The organism is Candidatus Phytoplasma mali, assembly GCF_000026205.1.
Classification (GTDB): Bacteria; Bacillota_I; Bacilli_A; order Acholeplasmatales; family Acholeplasmataceae; genus Phytoplasma; species Phytoplasma mali.
Window position 1 is genome coordinate 78497 of record NC_011047.1, and the last position, 19829, is coordinate 98325.

Genomic DNA, 19829 nt, shown 5'->3' on the forward strand with positions numbered 1-19829 from the left:
TTTTTTTAATTTTCCTTTTATCTTTTTAATGTACAAGCAATAAAATGATTAGGCTTAATTTCGTACCAATCATTATCATTTAAAAAATTATTAGAAAAAATATAATTTTGTTTTGTTTTTTTTGAAACATTTTTATTTAATATAAAATTTTGATTTTCTAAAGCAGGAATGGAATTAATTAATTTTTTAGTATAAGGATGCAAAGGGTTATTAAAAATTTCTTCTGAACTTGACATTTCTAAAAAACGACCTAAATACATTACAGCAATTCTATCACAAATGTAATTGGCCACTCCTAAATCATGGGTAATAAATAAATAAGTTAAATTATAATTTTTTTTTAATGAATTTAATAAATCTAAAATTTGTGATTGTAAAGTAACATCTAAAGATGAAACTGCTTCATCGCAAACCACAAACTTAGGTTTTAAAATCAAAGAACGAGCAATGTTAATTCTTTGTCTTTGACCGCCACTTAATTCATGAGCATAACGATGATAAAAATTTTTATTTATCCCACATTTTTCCATTATATCTAAAATATTTTTTTTATAAAAAGGATCTTTTTTATTGATAACAATATTATGAATTAATAAACCTTCACCAATAATATCACCAATAGTTAAATAAGGACTTAAAGAAGAAAAAGAATCTTGAAAAATAATTTGTAAATCTTTTCTTAAAAATCTTTTTTCACTTTCAGTTAAAAGTGTTAAATCAATCCCTTTTTCAACAAAAGATTCATATAAATCAAATAAAGTATGATTTTTAAAAATATCTTTTTTTTGTTGAAATTGTTTTTCAATATTTTTTAATTCTTGATTTAATTTTGTTTTGTTAAAACCATCAATTTGTTTTTGAAGTTTTATTTTTAATAACCATAGTTTTTTAATTTCTAATAATTCAGGTGATAAACATAAAATACCTAGTAATTTTAAAAAATGATGATTTTTGACGTCTTTAACATATAATTCTTGTTGGGAAAAATCTTGTAAATTTAAATTTATTTTAGGTAATTGATAAATTATTTTTTTTACATAATAAGGCACAAAATCATCTAAAGTTAAACCATAATAAAAAATATTTCCTTTAGTTGATTTAGACAATTGCAAAATTAACTTACCCAAAGTAGATTTACCAGAACCTGATTCTCCAACAATTCCTAAAGTTTCTTTAGTAAAAATATTTAAATTAATATTTTTATTGACTGTTAAAAAAGTATTATTTTTAGATAAAAAAGCTTTTTTGACAACAAATTTTTTTTGTAAATTTTGAGTTTTTAATAAAATCATATAAACCAAACTTTCTTTAAATATTTTGTTTTTTGGGATCAAAAATATCAGATAAACCATCGCCTATTAAATTAAAAGACAAACTAGTCATTAAAATCATGAAAGCTGGACAAAAAACTAAATTAGGATAAGATTGAATATATTCTTGACCGTCACTTAAAATAGAGCCCCATTCAGGAATGCTTTTATCCAAACCAAGGCCTAAATAACCTAAACCAGCAACTGATAAAATAACAGAAGACATACTAATACTAATAACAATCATTAAATTTGGGATAATTCCAGGTAAGATATGTTTAAAAATAATTCTACTATTACTTGCACCCAAAGCTTTAGAGGCTTTTATAAAATCGTTTTGATAAATCGTCAAAGTGTTATTTCTTACAACCCGAATAAAAGATAAAATATTAAAAATACTTAAAATTATAATTAATTGAGAAAAACCATTATGAAAAAATAACAAAAATAAAATAATAATCAAGATGCTAGGAATAACAATCAAAATATCACAAAAAAAATTAATTATACAATCAAAAATACCACGAAAATAACCAGCTATGATTCCTAAAAAACTTCCACAAAATAAACTAATCGTAACAGAACAAAAAGCTATTGTAAAAGAATTTCTTGAACCAGCCATTAATCTACTAAATAAATCCCGACCTAATCCATCTGTTCCCATAAGGTGTTTAGCACTAATTGGTAAAAAAGGACGAAATTTAGCTTCTAAAGGATTATGTGAAATATTAAATAAAGATAATCCAAAACTCATTAAAATTAAAAAAACTAAAAAAATGAAACTAACAAAAGCTAATTTATTTTTTAAAAAAATTTTAAATTTATTTTTTATTTTTTTTAACATTTTAATCTTAATCTTTTCTATTATAATTTTAATTTAGGATCTAAAAAAGAGCAAATAATTTCTAAAATTAAATTTACACATATAACGAATAAAGAAAGTAAAATAACACAACAAGAAACCACAAACAAATCATTTTGATTAAAATGTTCAATAATTAAACTACCTATCCCACGAATACTAAAAATTTTTTCAGTAATTATTGAACCACTAATTAAGAAACTAAAACTTAAACCAATATAAGAAATAATAGGTATAGCTGCATTTTTTAAAGCATGCTTATAAACAATAGTATTTTTATTTAAACCTTTAGCATAAGCGGTCAAAATATAAGGTTGTTCCAAAGTCTTAATCATATTGATTCTTGTAATTCTTAAAATAGAACCACTTAACGATAAAGAAATCGTCATAATAGGCAAAATCATTTTAGGGATACTATTGAAACCAGACAAAGGCAACCATTTTAAATACACTCCAAATATTACTTTTAGTAAAAAACCAATAATAAAGGTTGGTAAAGAAATCATTATGACTGAAAAAAAAATCATAAAATAGTCTGTTTTTGTATATTGATAAATTGCTGCTTTAATTCCTAAAAAAATTCCTATAAAAGATCCTAATAAAATACTAAAAAAAGATAACTTCAAAGTTTCTTTAAATTTTTTCAAAAATAATGATAAAGCTGGTTTGCGATCACCATAATAAGATTCACCAAAATCAAATTTAGTAAAAATTTTAATTAAATAATTTTTTAATTGTATTAAAACAGGTTTATCTAATCCTAATTTTTTTCTTAAATCAATTTTAGTTGATTCAGAAACTCCTTTATGACCTAAAAGAGTATCTACTGGATCAGTAGGCATCAATTTTAACATTAAAAAAATAATAAGACAAATAGAAATAAACATTATGAATGCATATAATATTTTTTTTAAAATATATTTAAAATTCATTAATTAACACCTAATTACTATTTATTTTTATACATTTATTAACTTTATTTATATTATAAACAGAAATTATTAAAATTTAATTTAATAATTTCTGTTTGAAGAATTAATGTATTTTCTTAAATAAAAACATTTTTTAGATCTATTAAACCTAAATAACTTTTAATATCTTTAATTTCTGAATTAAATAATATTTGATTTGCTCCGGATTTTTCTCCAATGATAGGATAAACAGGCATTTTTTGAGATAATATTTCCCCTATTTTTTTAAGTCTTTCTTGTTTAGAAATATTTGGATCTATTTCATCTATATTTTTGATTAATGATTCAAATTCGGTATCTTGAAAAAAAGGAATTTTATCAAAACCTTCTGATTTTGGTTCTGAAACGTAAAAGTATGCTTTTATGTCTCCAGAAGGATCAATATTATCCCAATTATTACCCAAAAATACAATATTATGTTGAGAATCGGGGTTTTGACAAGATTTCAACATTAAATTGAAATCTTCCATTTGAGAATCTACCTCAAAACCAACTTCTTTTAAAACAATTACTATTTTTTCCGAAATCCTTTTGTGAACGCCAGATAGTTGAGAAGATTGTATGAATTTAATTTTTTTATCTGTTGGTGCTAAATTCTGAACTTTCATTTGGGTATCTTTAAAATTCTCTTGTGGATCTCTTAAAGAAATTTTTGGCTCTTTTTCATATCCTATAAAATCTGGATCATGAATCAAATTGTTAGGTACGAAATTATATTCTGGATCTACTTCTAATTCTACAAAAATTTTCTGCATATCTAAACTTTGAGCAATTAATTTTCTAACATTTAATGGTGTAGTGTGACAATTTAACATTAAAATATATGATGAATAACCATGAACTGGCATTTTTTTAACTTTATCATTCAATGATCCGGGAGTAATATTACTAGATTTTATATCCAATGAGATTGTATAATCTTTAGTTAAATTTATTTCTTGTATAGCTGACGCATCATCTGCAAATTTTTTAAAAATAATTCGACTAAATTTATTTTTAATTGATTGATCATAAAAATCATTAAAGCGTTTTAAAACAACGTCATCTGCTTCGTTTACTTTAAATTCTGCTAAATAAAAAAAACCTAAACCTATCGTAAATCCATTGTTTGCATCTTTTGTACACGCTTCTTGGTTTAATATATAAACACGAGATAATTCCAACAACATATTTGATGTATCTAAATTATCTTTATAATAAATTTCAATTACATTATTATGGTCATCGCATTTTGAAGCAATTTTATCAATATTTAATTTATTCAATATAACATTATTTGGATCTTTTTCAAGACCCCTTTTAAAAGTAAACAAAATATCAGAAGGTTTTAAGGTTTTATTATTATGAAATTTAATATTAGATTTTAAAATAAATTTCTTTCCAACAATAATATTATTTTCCGAGATGTCTTCGACACTATCAACTAAACCTCGTATTTCGTATTTTTTGGTATCATAATTATATTTTGTTAAACTTTCGTGTATTATATCATGCATACGTAGATCATATAAGTTGCCTGATTTTGAATAACAATCAGAATTATCAATTAATGACTTTTGGTAAATAATTAAATCTTTCTGAGAAGATTCATTAGAAGAAAAAAATAAATAAGCACCAATCCCTAAAACTAAAAATAATAATAAAATCATTATAATTATAAATTTATTATTTTTAATTTTAGATACATAATTTTTTAATAACATATTATTTTATAATCACCATTCCTATTTTTTTATTATTATTTTAAATAACTTAAATTTAAAAATTTTTATTAAAAAATTTCATAAATTTAAACTTATTATCACACTTAAAAACCACACCTTTTATTTTTTATTTATAATTATATTAATTTAATTATATTATTGTACGTTATCATAAATTAAAAATAAAATAAATTAATATGATAAAAATAAATATGAATTAAAAAATCAATAAATAAAAAAAAATAATTTAAAATTATTTTGTGTTTACTTTAATTTTATCATTAAAAATTAACTTTAAATATTAAATTAATATATAAAATTATAATAAAATTTATATTTTTTATACTTAAATTGAAAAAATCAAAATTTTAAATAAAAACTTCATTAAATGAATAAGAATTAGTTAATTTATAAATCCTAACAACAATTTTATTAGCCTTGACATCGCTATTAAATTCTTGAAATTTAAAATGTTCAACTAAATCATTTAATTTCATATTACTAGTAATAAATAATGGTTTTTTATTTTCTAAACGATAATTTAATAAAGAAAATAAAATATCATCACGAAAATTAGAATTCATTTGTTCAGATCCCAAATCATCCAAAAATAAATAAGGTACTTTTTTTAAATAATTTAATTTGTTTTCTAAAACTTCATTATGCCATGAAATAATTTTAAATTGTCTAACTAAATCAGACATAAGAACAAAGATAAAAGGTATTTGTTGTTTAATCAATTCCTTAGCAATAATTTTTAAAAAATATGTTTTGCCAGTGTTAAAAGGTCCGTGTAAAAAAAAACCTCTTTTGTTTGATAATAAATTATTTGAAATTTTTTTAAAATCTTTTAATAAAATTTCTTTTTTAGATTCGTTAATTTTAAAATTTTCTAAAGAAATATCATCAAAATTTAAATCATAATTAAACCAATTGTGTTGATGTTCTAATTTTTTTTCAAATTCCATTTGATGTGTTTGTTTAGTAGATACCATAACAGTATGAAAAAAAGGTTCGGTTTTTAAAATTAAACGACTTCCAAAAATATTTTTTTGTTTTTTGCTTTGAATATAATTATACACTAAAATAACATCATTATCATTAACTTTTAATTTTTTGGTTTCTTCATCTTCGGAAATAACTTTTCTTAATTTTTCTAAAAAAGTCATAATTTAATTTTCCTTATAATTTGAATTTTTGGATTTGTCATCTTCTAAAGATAATTCTTTTTGTACATTTTTCAACCAATCTGGTTTATGTTTTTCATATTTTTTAACTTTTTTAATATTTTTTTCATCTTCAATTAAAAAATCATAAGCATCTTCTGTAGAAATAATACCTTGTTTGAACCAATTTTTTAAAACTGTTTCCAAATAATTAACAGTTGGTAAAATTCCTTCTTTAAATTTTAAAATATATATTAATAAAGCATTAATCATACCAGTTTCAACATTATTTCTTTCTATTAAACTAAAAACTGTTTCACTAACGCTAGAACGATAATTATTTTGACAATATTTTTTAATAATTCTTTGGGGTGAAACGTTTTTTAAAAAATTAATCATTTCTTCTTCATCACTATTATGTTTTTTATAAAAAATATTTTTAGTATTAGAATATTTTTGATAATTTTTTTTATTTAAATTAATCTTTAACATATTTAAATTTACAACGTTTTTATCATTATTTTTAAAAGTTAAAACATAAAGTTCCGCTAAAGCTTTAGGAGTTAAGCCGTAAATAAAACTTAACTTTTTTAAATAATCAATAGTATTCCACTCCACTAAAATAGGTTTTTTACAACGTTCTGGCAAAAAATCTAAAAAAATTTCATAATCAAAATCACTTTCAAAAAAACCTTGAACTGAATTTTTTTTATTTTTAAACAACATATAATCTTCTTTTAAATTCGTTTTTTTAAATTCATAAATATCTTGAAATTTTTTACTAATATTTTTATATTCCTTAGTGCTAATTTCATCTACTTGAAAAAAATTAACTAATAAAGTGTAAACTTTAATTCCTATTTCACTTAATAAAAACTCTCCTAAAATAGGATCTTGTAAAAAACATTGATATTCTAAGGGAGAATTTAAAACATAAACTATTTCTTTAGTGTTTTTATAAGTACTTAATAATCCAAAAGCTTCTAGTTTATAACTTAATTCTAAAAAATCATTTTCGCGAATATTTAATAAATCAAACAAAAATAAATATTGATAATTTTTAAAAAATCCTAAACTCTGTTTTAAAGACAAAGAATAAAATGTTTGATAAAGTCCAATTGCTTCTAAACCAATCAAAGGGTTATATAATAAATTTAAAACTTGGCAATCTTTAGAAGATAAATTAATATGATTTTTAATTTGAAAATATTTATTTAATGACAAAATCAGCACATCCTTTTACATTAATTAAATTTTAATTTGACAATTAGAACAAAAATAAGTCCCACGTCCTCCTAATTTAATTTTCATAATTGGTTTACAACAAACTAAACATGATTGTTTTTCTTTACCGTGAACTAAAAGTTTTTTTTGAAAAGAACCTTGAATGCCTAAAGAATCAAACGTGTTTATACTTGTTCCACCTAATAAAATAGCTTGTTTAAAAATTTGTTTAGAGTAATTTAAAATTTTTTCTGTTTGTTCAAAAGTTATATCACAAGAACGATTAGCTGGATGAATTTTTGATAAAAATAAAACTTCATTTGCGTAAATATTTCCTAATCCCGCGATTATTTTTTGATCTAGTAAACTATTCTTAATTGATTTCTTTTTATTTTTCAAAATTTGATAAAAATCAAAAGTTGAAATTTCAAATGGTTCTAAAGCTAAATGTTCTAATTTACTAGATTGTAAATAATTTTTTTGTTCATAAACTATAAAACGACCAAATTTACGAGTATCTTTAAATCTCAAAGAAATATTATTTTCCAAAAATAAAACAAAATGTTCGTGTTTTACAATAATTTCATCAGAAGGTTTAAAATAAAGTTTACCTTCCATTCTTAAATGACCTACCAAAACTAACTCATTACTAAAGAAAAAAATCAAATATTTACCTTTTCTAGTTAAATTTAAAATTTTTTGATTTAAAATTTTTTTAAAAATATCTAATTTACCTACAATAGGTTCATATAAAACTTTTATATTAATGATTTTTTTATCTATTAAATTTTTTTTTAAAGATCTAACAACAACTTCTACTTCTGGTAATTCTGGCATTTTCTATTAACCTAAATAATAATTTTTTTTAAAATATTGTATTTAAACTATATTATCTAAAATATGTTTTATTTTTTTGTAATTTAAAAATTAATATTTCTAAATTCATTTCTTTATAAAAAGCTATTAATTCTTTTAAATCAACATCTTTTATCTTAGTATCTAATAAACCAAAAGGCAAAGGAACTGATAAATCAATAGTTAATAATAAACGATTAAAAAAAACTTTTTCTTTAAATAATATTAATTTATCTTTAATAGAAGGTTTAATAATATTTAAAGAAGAAAAAATATTTTCTAAATTAGAAAATTTTTGTAATAGTTTAGTAGCTGTTTTAGGACCAATACCTAAAACTCCTTTTATATTATCAGAACTATCACCAACCATGCTTTTAAAATCAATCATTTGACATTCATTCAAACCATATTTAGACAGCAAACTAGTTGGATTATAATATTCAACTTGAGAAATTCCTTTCTTCATTAAACAAACAGTAATATTTTCATCAACTAATTGTAATAAATCTTTATCACTTGAAAAAATTTCTACTTTTATATTTTTTTTACTAGCTTTTTTAGCTAAAGTACCAATAATATCGTCAGCTTCATAACCAATTTGTTCATAATGTTTAATTCCAGAAAGTTCTAAATATTGTTTAATTAATGGAATTTGACTAATTAAAGTTAAAGGTGTTGGCGGACGCCCTTTTTTATAATCCGCATATATTGCATGTCTTTTAGTTAAATGATGTGCATCGAAAGCAATAAAAATATAATCTTTACTTTTGGCAATAATTTTTTCTAATATATTTATAAAACCTAGTAAAGCATTAGTATAAACACCTTTTCTATTTTTCATTATATAATTATTAGCATTAATTGTAGCGTAATAAACCCTAAACATCAAAGCATTACCATCTACTAGTACTAAATTTTTCATTTAAATCTCCTGTAATTTAAACTTTTTAATAAATTTTTATTTATCTTTATTTTGATTTAATATTTTTTCTAAAATAAAATTAGGATCTTGTTCTAAATTAATTTTATTTTGTTCAAAATTACCCATTTGTTTAGCTATTTTTTTTTGTTGTTCTAATAAAGAAATTAAATTTAAAACATCTTTTTGTTTAACTCCTGAACCTTTGGCAATTCTCATTCTTCTACGGCTACTTAAAGAAATCAAATTGGTTTTAAATTTTTCTTCTTTAGTCATACTTTTTATAATAGATTCAAATTTGTTTAATTCAAAATCTTGTAAATTTAAATTACCAAATTTAGAAGATAAACCAGGAATAAGTTTTAATAAGCTACCAATCGAACCAATTTTTTTTAACATTTTTAATTGTTTTTGAAAATCATAATAATTATAATCATCATCTAACAATCTATCTATCATTTTTTTACCTTGTTTTTTATCTATATTATCAGTTACTTTTTCTATGACTGTTAAAATATCACCCATGCCTAAAAGTCTAGAAGCCATACGTTTAGCATCAAAAAATTCTAAATCATTAATTTTTTCAGAAGAAGACATCAATTTAATAGGCAAGTTCGTAGTAGCTTTAACAGATAAAACAGCGCCTCCTTTAACATCAGCATCCATTTTTGTTAAAATAACTCCCGTGACTTGAAGTTTTTCATTAAAAGTTTTAGCAACGTTGGTAATCTCTTTACCAAACAATACATCAACAACTAAAAAAATTTCTGAAGGATTAGATAAATTCTTAATCATTTTTAATTCTTGAATCATAGCTTTATTAATACTTAAAGTCCCAGCAGTATCAATAATAACCACATCATATTGATTTAATGATGCATATTTTAAACCTTCCGAAATAATATTTTCCACAGTAACATCTTTTTTAAAAAAAACATTAATATTAATTCGGTTACCAATATCTTGTAATTGTTCAATAGCTCCTGGACGATAAATATCACAAGCAATCAATAAAACTTTTTTTTGAAACTTTTTATGTGCTAAAATAGCTAATTTACCTGCAGTAGTTGTTTTTCCACTACCTTGTAAACCTATCAACATAAAAGTTGTTATCTCATTATTATTAGCAAAATTAAGATGAATATTTTTTGAATTTAAAACTTCAACCAAAGTATCATTTAAAATTTTAATTACTTGTTGACTTGGATTTAAACTTTTTAAAACTTCTTGTCCTAAAGCTTTAGATTTAACTTTGGAATTAAACTCTTCTACTACTTCATAATTAACATCAGCTTGTAATAAAGATAAACGAATTTCTTCCATTATCTCTTCAATATGTTTTTCTTTAATAAGTTTAATACCTTTTATTTTATTAATAATTTTTTGAAAACTATTACTTAAAAAATCCACAATGATCTATTTCTCCTTATATTTGTTTTAATTTAAATTTTTGATATTTAAAAAAAATCTTTTAAAAAATTCAAAATATAATTTTTTATTTCGAAAGGAATTAAATCTTCAACATTTTCACCAACACCAATGTATTTTATATCAATATTATATAAATGTTTAATAGTGAAAATTAATCCTCCTTTAGAAGAACCATCCAATTTAGTTAAAATAACACCATTTATAAAAACATTTTTTTGAAAAATAGATACTTGATCGATGCCATTTTGACCCATCATAGCATCCAAAACTAAAAAAGTTTCTTGTGGTTCATAATTTAAAACTTTTAAGATAACTCTTCTGATTTTAGACAATTCTGACATTAAATTTAATTTATTTTGTAATCTACCTGCTGTATCACATAAAACAACATCATAGTTTTCTTTTTTTGCTAATTGAAGTCCCTCAAAAATAACATTAGAAGGACTTTTAGCTTGTTCTTTGAAAAAAACTGTACTTTGAGTTCTTTGACCCCAAATTTTTAATTGTTCAATTGCTCCTGATCTAAAAGTATCGCCTGCAATCAAAAGAACTTTTTTTTGTTTATTTTTAAATTGTTGAGCTATTTTACCAATAGTAGTAGTTTTACCAACACCATTTACGCCTACAAATAAATAAACCTCAGGTTTAGGAAAAAATTCATTTGACAAAAAATTTACTTTGTTTTGATAAATTAAAAAATCATCTTTTTGATACAATTTCAACATTGTTTCAAAAATTATTGATGATAAATTTTTTGAATATATTATGTTTTTTTCTTTTATTTGTTTTTTAATCTCAGTCATTAAATAAATAACAGTTTCAGTTGATATATCTGTTTGAATAAATAAAATTTCTAGTGATTTTAATAAATTATCATTGATTTTAGAATTTAAATTTAAAATTTTTTTAAAATTATATAAATCATTTTTATTATGATTAAAATTAATTTTATGTTGTGTTTCTTTTTTTTTAAAAAAATATTTATTTAAAAAATCTAACATAATTTAAATACGCTCCGTAAAATTTTTTTCATTATTTATATAAATATTATTTTTGATAATATTTTTTTAAATTTACTATATTTTTACATTTAGGAAAACCACTACAACCTAAAAATTCACCATAACGTCCTTTTTTTATAGATAAAAATTTATTACATAAAGAGCATTTTTGATCTGTAATTTTAGGAACTATTTTAGTTATTTTTTTATCAGCAATATCATATAAATTTTTAAAATCGCAATAAAAATTTTCTAACATATTTTTTTGGGTAATTTTACCTATAGCTATCTGATCTAATTGTTTTTCAATTTGTGATGTATATTTAACATTAATAATGTCAGAAAAAAATTTTTCTAAAATATTTTTAGTTAAAATCCCTTGTTTATTAGGAACAAATCTTTTATTTTCTAAAATTACATAAAATCTATCTTTTAAAGTTTTAATAATTTTAGAATAAGTTGATGGTCTACCAATATTTAATTTTTCCAAAGTTTTAATCAAAGTAGCTTCAGAAAAACGTGTTGGAGGGGTGGTAAAACATTGCTCATTAATAAATTCTTTAGGATAGTATACTTCTTTTAAAGAAAAATTAGATAAAATTTTATCTTTGTTATCAATATTTAAAACTTTTTGATAACCATCAAATTTTCTAACTAATCCTTCCAAAATAAAAGTATAATCAACAGATTGAAAAAAAACTTTAGTATTTTCAAAAATAGCATATTTCATTAAACTTGACAATGTTCTATAATAAATTAATGAATAAATTCGGTATTCATCTTTTTTTAAATATTTCTTTAAACTTTCGGGAGTTTTATTAATATTTGTGGGGCGAATAGCTTCATGAGCATCTTGAGAATTTACATTTTTTTTTTGTTGATAAGAACCTAAATAATTTTCGCCATAATTAGATTTGATAAATTTTTGTGTATTTTCTATAAAAGATAAAGACATCCTAGTAGAATCAGTTCTCATATAAGTAATTAATCCTGTACGTTCTCCTTCAATCTTAATTTCACCTTCATAAAGTCTTTGTGCTATCATCATTGTTAATGCTGAAGTCATATTCAATTCATTAAAAGCAGTTTGTTGCAAAGTAGAAGTGATAAAAGCAATAGAAGGATTCTTATAAACGGTTTTTTTATCAATATGCTTAACCATAAAAGATTTACCTTTAATTTTTTTTAAAATTTCATCAACTTCTTCTTTTTTTATTTTTTTGGAATCATTAATGAATAAATCTACTTTAAAATTTTCAAAAATAACTTTAATTAAATAATATTCTTCTGGTATAAAATTATTTCTGTTAATTTCTAAATCTACAATTAATTTTAAAGCTACTGATTGTACTCTACCAGCAGATTTCGAATGGAAACGCTTAACTAATTTAGATAATTTAAATCCGATAATACGATCTAATATCCGTCTAGTTTCTTGAGATGATACAAGCATTGTATTAATTTTTTGAGGATTTTTCACTGAATCAACAATAAAATTTTTAGTCATTTCTCTAAAAATAATTCTATTTTTAGATGTAGGATCTAAATTTAAAATTTTTGCTAAATGCCAAGCAATCGATTCGCCTTCTCTATCAGGATCGGTTGCCAAAAAAACTTCTTTACCTTTAGAAGATTGAATTAATTCTTGAACAATTTTTTTTTTATCAGCAATAACTTTATAATTAGGTTTAAAATCATTTTCAATATCAACTCCTAAACCATCTTTACCAGTGAAAGATAAATTTGTAACATGGCCTTTAGAAGATAAAACTAAAAATTCTTTATTTAAATAATTATAAATAGTTTTCGCTTTAGCAGGAGATTCAACAATAATTAATTTTTTCATTTTAATAATAAACTCCTTATAATTTTAAAAAAATACTAATCAAAAATTTTTGTTTAAATGATTAATTTTAGATTGATAATAAAAATCTAAATCTAAATTAATGTTAATTAAACATTTATCGCGTATTTTTTTTAAAATCATATAATAAATATTAATAATATCAATATTTTTACAAATAATTGAAGACTTATATTTATTCATTATAATTTCAAATAAATTATCTTTTTCTATTTCAAACATACTTAAATTTAAATATAATTTTAAATAGTTACAATAATATTTTTTTAAATAATTTAAAGTATATTTAAGTAAAATTTCTAAAGGTAAAATTGTATCTTTAATTGCGCCCACTAAAGCTAAAGACATGCCTGTTTTTTCTTCTGTAAATTGGTGCCATAAAACTCCAGGTGTATCTAATAATTTAAAAACATTCTTATAATTTAACCATTGAAAATTTTTAGTCAATCCAGGAATATTTGCAGTTTTAACAACTTTTCTATTTATCAATTTATTAATTAAAGTTGATTTACCTACATTAGGTATACCCACAACCATCATTTTTAAAGGATTGTAAAAACGTTTTTTTTGATATTTAATTAAAGATAAAGCTTTTTTGTAAATAGATTCAACATTAAAACCTGTTTTAGCATCAATTTCTAAAATATAAAATCCTTTTTTTTTATAATAATTCAAAAAAAAATTATTTTTATTCAAATCACTTAAAGTTTTCTTATTAAATAAAATTATACAAGTTTTATTTTTGACAATTTCAAAAAGTTTTTCATTCATACTAGAAATAGGAACTCTAGCATCTAAAATCACTAAAACAACATCTACCAATATTAAATTCTTTTTTATTTGTTCCAAAGTTTTTTTCATATGTCCTGGAAACCATTGTAATTTATTCATAAAATAACCGATCTTGTATTTGATTTATTTTTTTTAATTTTAAATCATTATTTATTCAAATTATTTTCTATATTTGGATCTATATTTTTTAATTCTATTTCTTTTAACAATTTTATTAAATCTTTTTCTGATGTTTCTTGATATGAAAACATTTTTTTACTATAAATTTTATACATTTCTTCACCAAAAATTATAATAATAGACTCACCTAATTTAGAAAAAATAATTTGCATGCTTTGTTCTAAAACAAGCTTTTTAAACCAATAAAAAGGGTTAACTAAATTAATAACATTACTAAAAGTATTAATTTTTTTTTTAGTTTTTTGATAACGTTTAATAATAGATTTTTCTATAAACATTTTTCTTAAAACAAAAATTTTTCTCAAAGTCATATGACGAAAAAATTTTAAAATTCTATTTTCAAACAATTTATCTAATCTTTTATTAATATATTTAAATAAAAGCAAACTTTCTTCAATAGTTAATTCAAAATAAGGATATGGTGAATTAGGATAAAAACCAACTACTATTTCATAAGATAAAATTTTTAAATTATTTAATAATATATCCATATATTCATCTTTATTAATTTTAATTTCAGTTTTAAATTTATCAGAAAATTTTTTAATTAAAATTTTAGCCTCTTTTTGAGTTAAATTAGTTTCAGTAACAGATGATTTTTGTATCTCATTTTTAATTCTTTTTAAAAAAAATAAAAAATAAAACAAGATACAAAAAATAATACCAGTTATAAAGCCAAAAAAATAATGCAATAAAGGAAAAAATTTATTTATTAAAAAATGAATAAACCCATCTAGAATATTCTTCATTTTAAAACCTCTTTTAATTTATAATACTTTAAAATATATATTTATAAATTATTTTTTATAAAAAAATTTATTAATTATCAAAAAATATAATATTTACGAATCATATATTTTATTTATAATTAATTTTATCTTAAATAAAAATATAAAATAATTAGTTGATATTAAAAATATCATATTTTTAATTAACGATATAAATAAAAAAATAATATATACAAAAAAATAATTAATGAAAAATTTATCTTTTAATTAATTAAAAAATAATATTATTTTAAAAATAAAAAAACAAAGAAAAATTAAAATTATGAAAAAAATTAAAAATAAAATTATTTTTTGTTATAATTTAATTTTTTTTGTTCTTGAATTTTCTCAATAAATTTTAAATAATTATCATAACGCCAATCAGGAATTAAACTTAATTTTAAAGCTTTTTTAACACCGCAATTTATTTCTTTAATATGAGAACAATCTTTTTTAAAATAACATTTATCAGAATATAATAAGAAATCTGGGTAAAAAAATTTTAACTCTTCATAATCAAAAATAGTTAAATCTAATTTAGAAAAACCAGGAGTGTCAGCAATATAACCGCCATTAAACTCATATAATTGAGCGTTTTTAGTTGTATGTTTACCTAAACCTAATTTTTTTGAAATTTCTTGTGTTTTTAATTGTAAACTAGGTTTTAAGGAATTTAAAAATGTTGATTTCCCAACGCCAGTTTGACCAGCTAAAACAGTAATTTTATTTGAAAAAATATCCATTAAATGATGAGTACTATTTTTATTTTTACTATTTACATAATAAATTCTATAAAAATTTTCGTAATAAGATATTTTTTTTTGAATAATTAAAAATTTTTTTTTAGTTATTAAATCAATTTTAGTAAAAATTAAAATTATTTTTAATTTATACTTATTCAAAATTAATAAAAACTTATCCAAAAGTCTAAATTGAAATCGTGGTTTATATAGTGAAAAAACTAAAATAACTTGGTTAAAATTAGCAATATTAGGCCTATTCAACTCATTATGGCGTTCCAAAACTTCCGAAATCAAATACCTATCTAAATAATTTTCATAAATTACAATATCTCCTACTTTAATTATAAAAAGTTCTTTTTTATGAGTATCATAATTTTTTAATTTACCTTTAACTTGAGCAGTAATTTTATCCTTAGTTTCTATATCGCTAATTAAATAATTACCCATGAAAAACTTAATTACTAAAGCTTTTTTCAAAAAAATCTCCTTATAAAATAAATTATCTTTATTATAACAAAATTAATATATATAATAAATTTTTTATTTTTATCGAACTTGAATTTTATATTTTTCATAAAGTTTATTTTTAATTTTTATCATAATATCATCTACTTTTATTTTATTTAAATTACCATCAAGATCATTAAAAATAAAACCAATAGTTAAAGAATATTGATGAGAAAATAATTTATCAGAATAATAAACATCTAATAATTCGAATTTAAAAAATAAAATTGAAATAAATTCTTTGATAGTTTTTGAAATATCAGAAAAATCATATTTTTTATCAATAATAAAAGATAAATCACGTCTTATAGAAGGAAATTTACTAATTTCTTGATAATGATTAACTGTATTTTGATTTAAAATTTCATCATTTAAACTTATTTCTAATAAATAACTTTTTGTTAATTGATATTGTTTGTTAATAAAACAATTAGTTTCACCCATAAAACCAATTTTTTGATTATTAAAAATAATATTAGCTTGTATACCTGGACAAAAACTATGATAAATATTAGTTTTTTTTAATTGTAAATTTATTTTTAAAAAGAAAGCAATTCTCTCTAAAATACCTTTTAAAACAAAAAAAGAACTATTAATATTATTTTTATGCCAACCAGAATTAATAAAATTACCACTTAATCCTAAAGCTAAATTTAAATATTCACTTTCGGGAAAATAAACTTTGCCTATTTCAAAAAAAGCATTATCAACATTATTACGTTTTTGATTATAACTCAAAACCTCTATAAAACTAGCAATTAAATTTTGTCTTAAAATAATTTTATCTTGAGATAAAGGATTTAAAAGTTTAACTTTGTTTTTGTTATAAGGAAATAATTGAGAAATTTTATCACTAACTAAACTATAAGTAATAATTTCACAAAAACCAATATTTTGTAATAAATATCTTAAATTTCTAATTTTATTTTGCTTAATAGTTTTAAAAGTGACAGTATTTAAAATATTATCATTATTCACGTAAACATTATGATAACCATACATTCTTAATAAATCAGAAATAACATCTTCAGGAATATTAACATCATAACGTCTTAATGGTGCAGTAACATAAAATACTTGATTTAAATCATTAAAAACAAAAGAATTAATATCAATAATAATTTTATATTCTAATAATTTTAGAAATTTTTCAATTTGTGACCATAAAAAATTAATACCAGTTTTATTACGAATAAAATTTAAAGATAAAGTAATTTTAGGATTTTTTCTTAATTTTATTTTTTTAGAAACTATATTTTTAGTTATTTTGGCATTAGTTATTTCTTGTAAAAGTTGACAAGCTCTTTCTAAAGCTTTAACTATTAAAGTTTGATCAATACCTCTTTCATAATATAAAGAAATATTAGTTGATAATTTTAATTTTTTACTAGTTTTAGAAATTATTTTAGGTTCAAAATAAGCAGTTGTTAAAATAATATTTTTAGTATTTAAATCAATATTATTATTATTTAAACTTATAATACCTGCTAATTCTATAGGAATATTATCGTTAGCAATAACCAAATCTTCAGAATTTAAAACATATTCTTTGTTATCAATAGTAGTTATTTTTTCATTTAAATTAGCATTTCTAACTATAATTGATGAGTTTATTAATTTATCAGCATCAAAAAAGTGTATAGGCACACCATATTCAATTAAAATTAAATTAGCAATATCTACTAAATTATTAACTGGCAAAATATCTGCTTTCAATAAAATATTTCTGATCCATAAAGGTGAAGTTTTAATTGTTATATTTTCAATATATCTCACATTATATTCATAACAATCTTTATTTTCAATTTTTATTTGAAAATAGTTTAATTTAGATATTTCTTGATTTTTAACAATTAATTGTTGTTCTAAAAAATCATTTTTTTGTTTAGAAACTGCATTTAAATCTTTAATAAAGCCTATGTGAGAATAAAGATCTACTCTATCTGGAGTTAAACTTAATTCTAACATAAAACCCTTTAAACTTAAAAATTTTAAAACATCGCTACCTAATTCAAGATCAACGTCATCAGAAAAATAATAAATACCTTTTTTTTCTGTTGAAGTTAAATATTGATTAGAAATACCTAATTCAGTTAAAGAACACAACATACCATCAGAATTAATATTTTGAATTTTTTTAGTTTTAATAAAAGATTTTAACCCTTCTAAATAAGAACCTTCTTGAGCTACAATGACTTTTTTTCCTATAATTAAATTATTATAGCTACAAATAATATTTAACAATTTATGAGCAATATCAACTGTAACTAAATACAAATATTTAGAATTAATAATTTTTTCAAAATTTAAAATTTTTCCTATTATTAAATTATGATTTTTAGTTAAAAAATAAAACTTTTCCACTTCGGTAATATGATTATTAACTAAATTAGTGATATCTTTAGGAATAATTGATAAATATTTTTTTATAACATTTTCATTAATTTTCATTTTTAATCTACCTTGTAATTTAATTTTATTAAAATTGTTTTAAAAAACGAATATCACTATTATAAAAACTTCTTATATCTTCTATTCTATATTTTAACATAGCAATACGTTCAATTCCAATACCAAACGCAAAACCTTGATATTTTAAAGGATCATAACCACCATTAACAATAACTTGAGGATGAATTAAACCAGCTCCTAAAATTTCTAAATAAAATGACGGTTTTTCTTTTGGTGTTACTAATAAATCAACTTCTATGCTTGGTTCTGTAAAAGGAAAGTATGAAGGACGAATTCTAATTTCTGGTTTTTTATTAAAAAAAGTTTCTAAAAAAAATAAAATGTGTTGTTTTAAATCCTTTAAATTAATATTTTTATCAATAACAAAACCTTCTAATTGCATAAATTGATGACTATGATTAGAATCATCATTATCTCTTCTAAAAACTTTTCCCGAAGAAATAACTTTTAAAGGTTGGGATTTTCTTGCCAACATAGATTTAACTTGTACCGAAGAAGTATGAGTTCTTAATAATGTTTGTTCATCAATATAAAAAGAATCTTGCATTGCTCTTGAAGGATGTTCTTTACCCATATTCATCATGTCAAAATTATATAATTCTTTTTCTAATTCTAATCCATCATGAATTTCATAACCTAAAGATAAAAAAATATCTTCTATTTGTTCTATCACTTGATTTAAAGGATGTATACTACCGCAAGGTAAAAAAAAACTAGGTAATCCAACATTAATATTTTTTTGAAAATTAATTTCATCGTAAGATTTTTGTTTTAGTTTTTCCTTAATAGTTTGTAGTGCTAAAATAATTTTTTGCTTTAATAAATTTATTTTTTTACCAAAATTTTTTTTTTCAATTAAAGAATTGTTTTTTAAATGATTCAAAAAATCTTTAATTAAACTTTTTTTACCTAAAAATTGTATTTCTAAATTAATTACATCATCTAAAGTTTTAACTTCTTCCAATTTTTTTTTAAATTTATATTCAATTTCTAATAATAAATTATTTAAATTTTGAATTTTTGGTGTAATCATATTTTAAAAACCTCTTTATTTTTGATAAA

At 20.6% G+C, this 19829-nt stretch carries 16 protein-coding genes; all 16 read right to left on the minus strand.

Annotated features, from left to right (window positions below; genetic code table 11):
- Window positions 1-17 precede the first annotated feature (17 nt).
- Window positions 18-1292 carry an ATP-binding cassette domain-containing protein gene (locus ATP_RS00325; RefSeq protein WP_012504221.1) on the minus strand — a complete coding sequence of 425 codons (1275 nt, stop codon included), beginning with the start codon at window positions 1290-1292 and terminating at the stop codon, window positions 18-20.
- 16 nt (window positions 1293-1308) lie between these two features.
- Window positions 1309-2154 carry an ABC transporter permease gene (locus ATP_RS00330; protein ID WP_012504222.1) on the minus strand — a complete coding sequence of 282 codons (846 nt, stop codon included), beginning with the start codon at window positions 2152-2154 and terminating at the stop codon, window positions 1309-1311.
- Window positions 2155-2174: 20 nt separating this feature from the next.
- Window positions 2175-3104 (minus strand): ABC transporter permease, encoded by a 930-nt coding sequence (locus ATP_RS00335; protein ID WP_012504223.1) that lies wholly within the window; start codon window positions 3102-3104, stop codon window positions 2175-2177.
- A gap of 116 nt (window positions 3105-3220) precedes the next feature.
- On the minus strand, window positions 3221-4846 hold the full coding sequence (locus tag ATP_RS00340; RefSeq protein WP_012504224.1) for an ABC transporter substrate-binding protein: 1626 nt from the start codon (window positions 4844-4846) through the stop codon (window positions 3221-3223).
- A gap of 368 nt (window positions 4847-5214) precedes the next feature.
- Entirely contained in the window at window positions 5215-6015 is an 801-nt protein-coding gene (locus tag ATP_RS00345; RefSeq protein ID WP_012504225.1) for an ATP-binding protein, read from the minus strand.
- A 3-nt stretch (window positions 6016-6018) separates the two neighbouring features.
- Complete coding sequence (locus tag ATP_RS00350; protein ID WP_049821838.1) at window positions 6019-7236, minus strand: DnaD domain protein; 1218 nt, start codon at window positions 7234-7236, stop codon at window positions 6019-6021.
- A 24-nt stretch (window positions 7237-7260) separates the two neighbouring features.
- Entirely contained in the window at window positions 7261-8073 is an 813-nt protein-coding gene (gene mutM, locus ATP_RS00355; protein ID WP_012504227.1) for a DNA-formamidopyrimidine glycosylase, read from the minus strand.
- 52 nt (window positions 8074-8125) lie between these two features.
- A complete protein-coding gene (locus tag ATP_RS00360; RefSeq protein WP_012504228.1) occupies window positions 8126-9013 on the minus strand; it encodes a 5'-3' exonuclease in 888 nt (295 codons plus the stop codon).
- Window positions 9014-9049: 36 nt separating this feature from the next.
- Complete coding sequence (ffh, locus tag ATP_RS00365; RefSeq protein ID WP_012504229.1) at window positions 9050-10420, minus strand: signal recognition particle protein; 1371 nt, start codon at window positions 10418-10420, stop codon at window positions 9050-9052.
- A 47-nt stretch (window positions 10421-10467) separates the two neighbouring features.
- Complete coding sequence (gene ftsY / locus ATP_RS00370) at window positions 10468-11442, minus strand: signal recognition particle-docking protein FtsY (protein ID WP_012504230.1); 975 nt, start codon at window positions 11440-11442, stop codon at window positions 10468-10470.
- A gap of 46 nt (window positions 11443-11488) precedes the next feature.
- Window positions 11489-13288, minus strand: a complete 1800-nt coding sequence (gene topA / locus ATP_RS00375) for a type I DNA topoisomerase (RefSeq protein ID WP_012504231.1) — start codon at window positions 13286-13288, stop codon at window positions 11489-11491.
- Between the two features lie 39 nt (window positions 13289-13327).
- A complete protein-coding gene (ylqF, locus tag ATP_RS00380) occupies window positions 13328-14197 on the minus strand; it encodes a ribosome biogenesis GTPase YlqF (RefSeq protein ID WP_012504232.1) in 870 nt (289 codons plus the stop codon).
- Between the two features lie 47 nt (window positions 14198-14244).
- Window positions 14245-15027 carry a hypothetical protein gene (locus tag ATP_RS00385; RefSeq protein ID WP_012504233.1) on the minus strand — a complete coding sequence of 261 codons (783 nt, stop codon included), beginning with the start codon at window positions 15025-15027 and terminating at the stop codon, window positions 14245-14247.
- A gap of 323 nt (window positions 15028-15350) precedes the next feature.
- Entirely contained in the window at window positions 15351-16265 is a 915-nt protein-coding gene (gene rsgA, locus ATP_RS00390; RefSeq protein WP_012504234.1) for a ribosome small subunit-dependent GTPase A, read from the minus strand.
- Window positions 16266-16334: 69 nt separating this feature from the next.
- Window positions 16335-18746: a phenylalanine--tRNA ligase subunit beta gene (pheT, locus tag ATP_RS00395; RefSeq protein ID WP_012504235.1), complete on the minus strand. Its 2412-nt coding sequence runs from the start codon at window positions 18744-18746 to the stop codon at window positions 16335-16337.
- A gap of 28 nt (window positions 18747-18774) precedes the next feature.
- Window positions 18775-19800, minus strand: a complete 1026-nt coding sequence (pheS, locus tag ATP_RS00400) for a phenylalanine--tRNA ligase subunit alpha (protein WP_012504236.1) — start codon at window positions 19798-19800, stop codon at window positions 18775-18777.
- Between the last annotated feature and the right edge of the window lie 29 nt (window positions 19801-19829).

Bases quoted from the DNA above. Each gene is read 5' to 3' on its own strand.
- ATP_RS00325 (WP_012504221.1), bottom strand. From the start codon at position 1,292: ATGATTTTATTAAAAACTCAAAATTTACAAAAAAAATTTGTTGTCAAA.
- ATP_RS00330 (WP_012504222.1), bottom strand. From the start codon at position 2,154: ATGTTAAAAAAAATAAAAAATAAATTTAAAATTTTTTTAAAAAATAAA.
- ATP_RS00335 (WP_012504223.1), bottom strand. From the start codon at position 3,104: ATGAATTTTAAATATATTTTAAAAAAAATATTATATGCATTCATAATG.
- ATP_RS00340 (WP_012504224.1), bottom strand. From the start codon at position 4,846: ATGTTATTAAAAAATTATGTATCTAAAATTAAAAATAATAAATTTATA.
- ATP_RS00345 (WP_012504225.1), bottom strand. From the start codon at position 6,015: ATGACTTTTTTAGAAAAATTAAGAAAAGTTATTTCCGAAGATGAAGAA.
- mutM (WP_012504227.1), bottom strand. From the start codon at position 8,073: ATGCCAGAATTACCAGAAGTAGAAGTTGTTGTTAGATCTTTAAAAAAA.
- ATP_RS00360 (WP_012504228.1), bottom strand. From the start codon at position 9,013: ATGAAAAATTTAGTACTAGTAGATGGTAATGCTTTGATGTTTAGGGTT.
- ftsY (WP_012504230.1), bottom strand. From the start codon at position 11,442: ATGTTAGATTTTTTAAATAAATATTTTTTTAAAAAAAAAGAAACACAA.
- topA (WP_012504231.1), bottom strand. From the start codon at position 13,288: ATGAAAAAATTAATTATTGTTGAATCTCCTGCTAAAGCGAAAACTATT.
- ylqF (WP_012504232.1), bottom strand. From the start codon at position 14,197: ATGAATAAATTACAATGGTTTCCAGGACATATGAAAAAAACTTTGGAA.
- ATP_RS00385 (WP_012504233.1), bottom strand. From the start codon at position 15,027: ATGAAGAATATTCTAGATGGGTTTATTCATTTTTTAATAAATAAATTT.
- pheT (WP_012504235.1), bottom strand. From the start codon at position 18,746: ATGAAAATTAATGAAAATGTTATAAAAAAATATTTATCAATTATTCCT.
- pheS (WP_012504236.1), bottom strand. From the start codon at position 19,800: ATGATTACACCAAAAATTCAAAATTTAAATAATTTATTATTAGAAATT.